5 protein-coding genes are annotated in these 5,053 nt (G+C 67.0%); 1 reads left to right on the top strand and 4 read right to left on the bottom strand.

Annotated features, from left to right (window positions below; translation table 11 throughout):
- Positions 1–243: 243 nt before the first annotated feature.
- The 3 genes from AB0F11_RS37480 to AB0F11_RS37470 all read right to left on the bottom strand — a co-directional run bounded on the left by AB0F11_RS37480 (position 244) and on the right by AB0F11_RS37470 (position 4,330).
- Positions 244–1,212 (bottom strand): glycosyltransferase family A protein, encoded by a 969-nt coding sequence (locus AB0F11_RS37480; RefSeq protein ID WP_362184199.1) that lies wholly within the window; start codon positions 1,210–1,212, stop codon positions 244–246.
- A 136-nt stretch (positions 1,213–1,348) separates the two neighbouring features.
- Entirely contained in the window at positions 1,349–1,756 is a 408-nt protein-coding gene (locus AB0F11_RS37475; RefSeq protein ID WP_362184196.1) for a hypothetical protein, read from the bottom strand.
- A gap of 171 nt (positions 1,757–1,927) precedes the next feature.
- Positions 1,928–4,330 (bottom strand): glycosyltransferase, encoded by a 2,403-nt coding sequence (locus tag AB0F11_RS37470; RefSeq protein WP_362184193.1) that lies wholly within the window; start codon positions 4,328–4,330, stop codon positions 1,928–1,930.
- A 77-nt stretch (positions 4,331–4,407) separates the two neighbouring features.
- Between AB0F11_RS37470 and AB0F11_RS37465 the strand changes: the two genes are divergently transcribed.
- Positions 4,408–4,545 carry a hypothetical protein gene (locus AB0F11_RS37465; protein ID WP_362184190.1) on the top strand — a complete coding sequence of 46 codons (138 nt, stop codon included), beginning with the start codon at positions 4,408–4,410 and terminating at the stop codon, positions 4,543–4,545.
- A 141-nt stretch (positions 4,546–4,686) separates the two neighbouring features.
- Here the strand turns inward: AB0F11_RS37465 and AB0F11_RS37460 are convergent.
- Positions 4,687–5,053: DapH/DapD/GlmU-related protein (locus AB0F11_RS37460; protein ID WP_362184188.1), on the bottom strand; the 367-nt coding region annotated here is incomplete at its 5' end.

Genomic DNA, 5,053 nt, shown 5'->3' with positions numbered 1-5,053 from the left:
GACAGGTTGGAAAAGGCTCATTGCCAGAATGGTTGATCTTCCATGGAGGTCCGCTATGAGTAAGAGGCAATTGGTAGAGCGCATCACGCGCTCGGTACAGACAAAGTAGAGGGTGTTGTACGCGGCAGGAGTCGCCCACGTACTCGGCCTACGCGACACCAACCAGGTCAACCAGATGGCCCGCGATCTCGGCGGCTCGTTTTCTCAACACGCCAAACGATGAAGCGGGAGCTCCTACACCTGTCAAATGGCGGGAGCCGTCTGGGTGGGGCCCTTCTCCCGGGTGGGCGGGCCGACGGTGCCGTTGTGAGCGGCCAGCGACTGCTCCAGTCGCTTGATGTGGTAGTACTGCACCCGCGCTGTGCGCTGCAGGGCCATGACCGCAGTGAGGAACTGGTCCATCTCGGCTGCCCGGGTGAGGATGTCGTCCGGCACATGATCGTCCCGCAAGCAGGCCTCCGCGTCCTGGCTGAGCACGGCCTGTGCCCAGTTACGGGTGATCGGTTTGAACAGGCCCGGGTGGTTGGCCACGATCCGCGCCCGGATCGCCAGGTCGTTCTCGGCGGCTTCCACGTGCAGTCCTGTGTCCTTGTTGCGCGCCCCGAACAGCGGCTCATGGATGTGGTGAGCATCGAAACCGTGCTCGACGCAGCCGATCCAGAAGTCCCAGTCTTCCCCGGCCCGCATTCCCTCGTTGTACCCGCCCACGGTCTGCCATGCCTCACGGCGGAACAGCGAGCAGTAGAACATGATGAGCCGTTGGAGCAGCAGTTCTCTGCTGTAGGCGGGGAAGGGCATCGCCTGCGGAGGCAGATCGTCGTCGGTGAAGGCGAACACATCGGTTGAGGCGATGGCGACCCCGGGGTCGCTGTCCAGTACCGCGACGGTCTTCTCCAGCATCGTGGCCGCGATCACGTCGTCGGCGTCCAGCGGAAGGATGTACCGGCCGGCGCTGGCCTCGATCCCCGTGTTGCGCGCGGCGGAGACCCCGGCATTGGCCTGCTGGAGCAGCCTGATGCGCCGGTCGGGGTGGTGGGCGATGAGGGCCTCGGCCACGTCGACGCTGTTGTCGGTACTGCCGTCGTCGACGATGACGATCTCCCAGTCGCGGAACGTCTGTGAAATGACGCTGGACACCGCCTCGGGCAGATAGCGGCCGTAGTCATGACACGGGATGACCACCGAGACCACGGGGTCGGAACTGTGGGGCATGCGCCGTCCTTTGCTTCGGAACGGGAGCGGGAAGGAAGGAGAACCGGGTGATGGGTGGTCGCGCTCGAACAGGCCCGGCGTGGCCCCCCCCGCCCCGTTCCGGGGTCACGCCGGAGCAGACCTGCTGAACCACGTGCTAGCTCTGGCGCTCCAGCGACCCGTAGTCGGGCCAGTGGTCGGGCCTGTGGTCGGGCCTGTGAGGCCCGTGCTCGTCGTGGTCGTGCTCGCGGCAGTGCCCGTAGTCCGGGATCGTGATGTTGCCGACGGGCGTGCAGCAGTGCCCGTAGTCCGGGATCGTGATGTTGCCGACGGGCGTGCAGCAGTGCCCGTAGTCCGTGATCGTGACGTTGGCGAACGGGGGGCAGGGGTGTTCCGCCCCCGGGGTGAGGGTGACGTCACCCAGCGGCTGGATCTGCTGCCCGTACTTCGCCGAGACCGTCGTGTTCGGACCGAGGGAGGCGTACGCCGCCTCCGCGGTGCTGAGCAGTCCGGCGGTGGCCAGTGCGGCAGGAAGGGCTAGGGAAGTGATGGCGCGCGCTTTCACGGTGGCGCCTTTCTGTTGTGGGTGGGGGGAACTGCCCTGGGAGCCGGTGAACTCCACGGCAGGGCAGTAGGGCCACCGTAAGATTGCCTACCAACCGTGTCAAAACGGGCACTCTCTGCGAGGGGGCGCTGGTAGGCGTACAGGCCGTGCCGACGGCCCTGTGGCCCCGGATCAGGACACCGAGACGGCCTCGGTGGCCACAGGCGCCTGGGCGTGATGCGGATGCAGCACTTCCAGGTCGGTCAGCGCCCAGCAGGCGCTGCCCATGTCCCGGGCCATCGCTGCGAACCCTTCGGTCTCGATCAGGTGCTGGTACGGGAAGGGCGGGAAGATCAGGCCGTCACGATGAAGGTCGGCGCGTACCAGCAATGTGGTGCCGCCGACCGAGTCGACGCGCAGGAGTCCTCGCCCGCGCAACTCCTCGAGGTACGTCCGGCCGAAGCCCCTGGGGGGCTGAAGGATGCCGTCACGCAGCCATTGGGACCAGTTGAGCGTGCCGGCCCTCGGGTGAAGGACGAAGGTGTTGAGATCGTACGTAGGCCCACCGGGCGTGGTGGCACAGTGCGGGACGACGATGTCCTTGCGGGCCCCGAGCAGACGCTGGACCAGGTCGGCCGGGTAGCCGGTGACGTCGACGTCGAGCCACAGCACCCACTCCTCGTCGACGAGGGCCCGGGAGAGCAGATGGTTTCGCGCCTTGGCCAGCACCGACCGGCGTCGGCGCTGGATGGCGGGCTCCCAACGGGGTCCGGTCAACTGGAGGCCGAAGTCGCGGCGTACGAGGGTGACCCGCCGGTACTCCGCCTCAAGTTCGGGCAGGACCTGCTGGAGCAGTTCCGGTGTCGTGTCCCGGCTGTCGCCCTCCAGTAGACCCAACGAGATGGCCTCGCGCGGGTAGTCCAGCCTGCGAAGGCTGTCCAGGTAGCCGGGCAGGAACGCGGCCGCGTCCTTGAGCGGGGTGAGCACCAGCACGAGGGGTCGCTCACTCGCCGGGGCCGTCGCGGACTCGACGGCCGGCCGTCGAGTCCGCTCGGAGGTTCGGGCGGTGGGGGTGCCGGCCTCCGCAGGGGCGATGTCCCCGGGCTCGATCGGCAGCCGAGTCGCCATGGCCAGCAACCGCTCCGCGTAGGCACCGGGTTCGGCCCAGATCTCGGTCGCCACGTCGAAGTGCTCCGCGAAATGGGACTCGTTGAACGTATTGCTCCCGTGGCACACATACGTGTACAGCTCGGGCGCGTCAACCGATACGACCCGACAGGTCCGGACCACCTCTTCCGCTACTGGGGTGTCCTCGCCCCGGCGTTGCGCCGGGTAGCGCGGGAGCCGGTCCTTCGCACACACCATCGACCCCTCCCAGACCCGTGCGCAGGAGACCGCGAGCTTGCGGCGGGCGGGCCACCACAGTTGTTCTCGGGCGAGGAAGCACGCGTCGGCGCCGAGCGCGAGAATCGCCGCCATCTGCGTCTCGACCCGCTCCGGGTCATAAAGGTCGTCGTCGTCCCACTGGCATACGTAGGGCCCGGTGGCCCGGTCCACCGCCTCATTGCGCAGTTCGCCCAGCGGCCGCCCCTCCGGGGGAAGCCGGTGATAGCGGATCCGGGAGTCGCCCAGGTCGCGGATGTGCTGCTCGAGGGCGTCCCCCGTGCCGTCCTCCACGACAACCAGCTCGAGGTTCCGGTAGGTCTGGTTACGGAAGCACGTGATCGCCCGTCGCGCCGTCGCCAAGCGGTCCTTGGTCACCATCAGGCATGACACCGTCGGCGCGGGCGCGCCCGAGGCCCAGCGGCGACGCTGCGCGTCGAGGCTGAGCGCACCGTCGGCGAGCGGTTGCAGCTCCTGGCTCGCCCAGAACGGAAACCGCTTGCCGGCCGAGATCCGCGGCGTCCCGGAGGTGTCGCACGCCCAACTGTCCGACCAGTGGTGCACGGCGTACGCGCGGTCGTAGTCGGCTTCCTGCGGGCCGAACAGCTCTGTCGCGTACGGACTCACCTTGGGGTACAGGACCTCCGGGCCGAGAACCGTGATCGAGTCAGTCTCCGGGGTGCTGTCGATCGCTCTGGTGAGGAAGAACGGGCCTGTCGCGTCCAGAGTGCTGGGCAGCTTGTGGGCACTGACCAGTTGGCGGTGGACATGGGCCCAGAAGGGGTGGCCTGGCCGTGACGCCATGAACGCGTTGCCGACGATGCGGCCGAATCCGCGCTGGCGGGCCAGAAGAAGCTGGGTGTGTGCCTCGGGCTCGCATCCGAGGACAAGCTCGCGCCCGTCAAGGATTCCGGAGACCGGGCTGAGACACTCGAAGTCCAGATCCACATACAGCCCGCCGAAATGGTCGAGCAGGAAATAGCGAATCGCGTCGGCGCGCATGATCGCTTCGGGGTAGCCGTCGTAGACCGGCAGGAACCACGGATAGTGCTCCTGGAGGAATGCGCGATTGTCCGCGTCGGTCCACAATCGATACCCCCAGTCGGGGTGGTGCAGTCGCCAGGAATCAGACCACTTCTGCCATTCCTGAGGTAGGTCCGTATCTTTCCATGTCTGGTGGATAAGCGGGGGAATTTTCTCCTGTGCGGACATTCGTGCAGTATGACCGGCTACCTGGCCGAGCCGAGATCTCAAAGACCCTGTCGGCAGTACATTCACCCGGGCGGTCCATGAGACACCGCTGTGTGTGTCGGCACGTACGACAACGCCGCGGGCATCGCCTTGCTGGACGCGCCAAGCCGAAACGCCTCGTCAAGCTCGACGTCCTCGCCGAGGTCGACACCGGCCGCTTCACCAAGAAGCAGTAGCCGACCGAAGCCCCGCGACCAGCAGCCCTGCCCCGACCTCACCTGAAAACGGGCATCAGGTCGCAGATCGTACCTTAACGGGGCGCTTCGTCTCGTTGTTTCATCCCAGGATCTGCGGTTGGTGGGGCTTCGGAGAGGTCGTCACCACCGTCGGTGCACGGTTGCTTTGGTGCCGGTCACCAGGCTTGCCGGTGGAACGTCATCGGCCACGACCGCGCCGGCGGCGATCACGGCATCACGGCCGATGCTGACGCCGGGCAGGATCGTGGCACCGGCACCGATCCACACGTTCTCTGCAACGTCGATGGGCGCGCCGGTGAGGTACAGCCGCCGCTCCTCGGGATCGACCGGGTGGCCGCTGGTGATGAACGTGACCTTCGGGCCGACCATCACGCGCCCGCCGAGCCGGATACCGGCGTAGTCCAGGAACGTGCAGTTCTGGTTGATGAACACGCGCTCGGCGAGGTCGAGGCGGAGACCGTGGTCCGTGAGCCTTTTCCAACCTGTG

The organism is Streptomyces sp. NPDC032472, assembly GCF_040636955.1.
In the GTDB taxonomy this organism is placed as follows: domain Bacteria; phylum Actinomycetota; class Actinomycetes; order Streptomycetales; family Streptomycetaceae; genus Streptomyces.
This window is presented reverse-complemented; position numbering and strand designations above follow the sequence as displayed.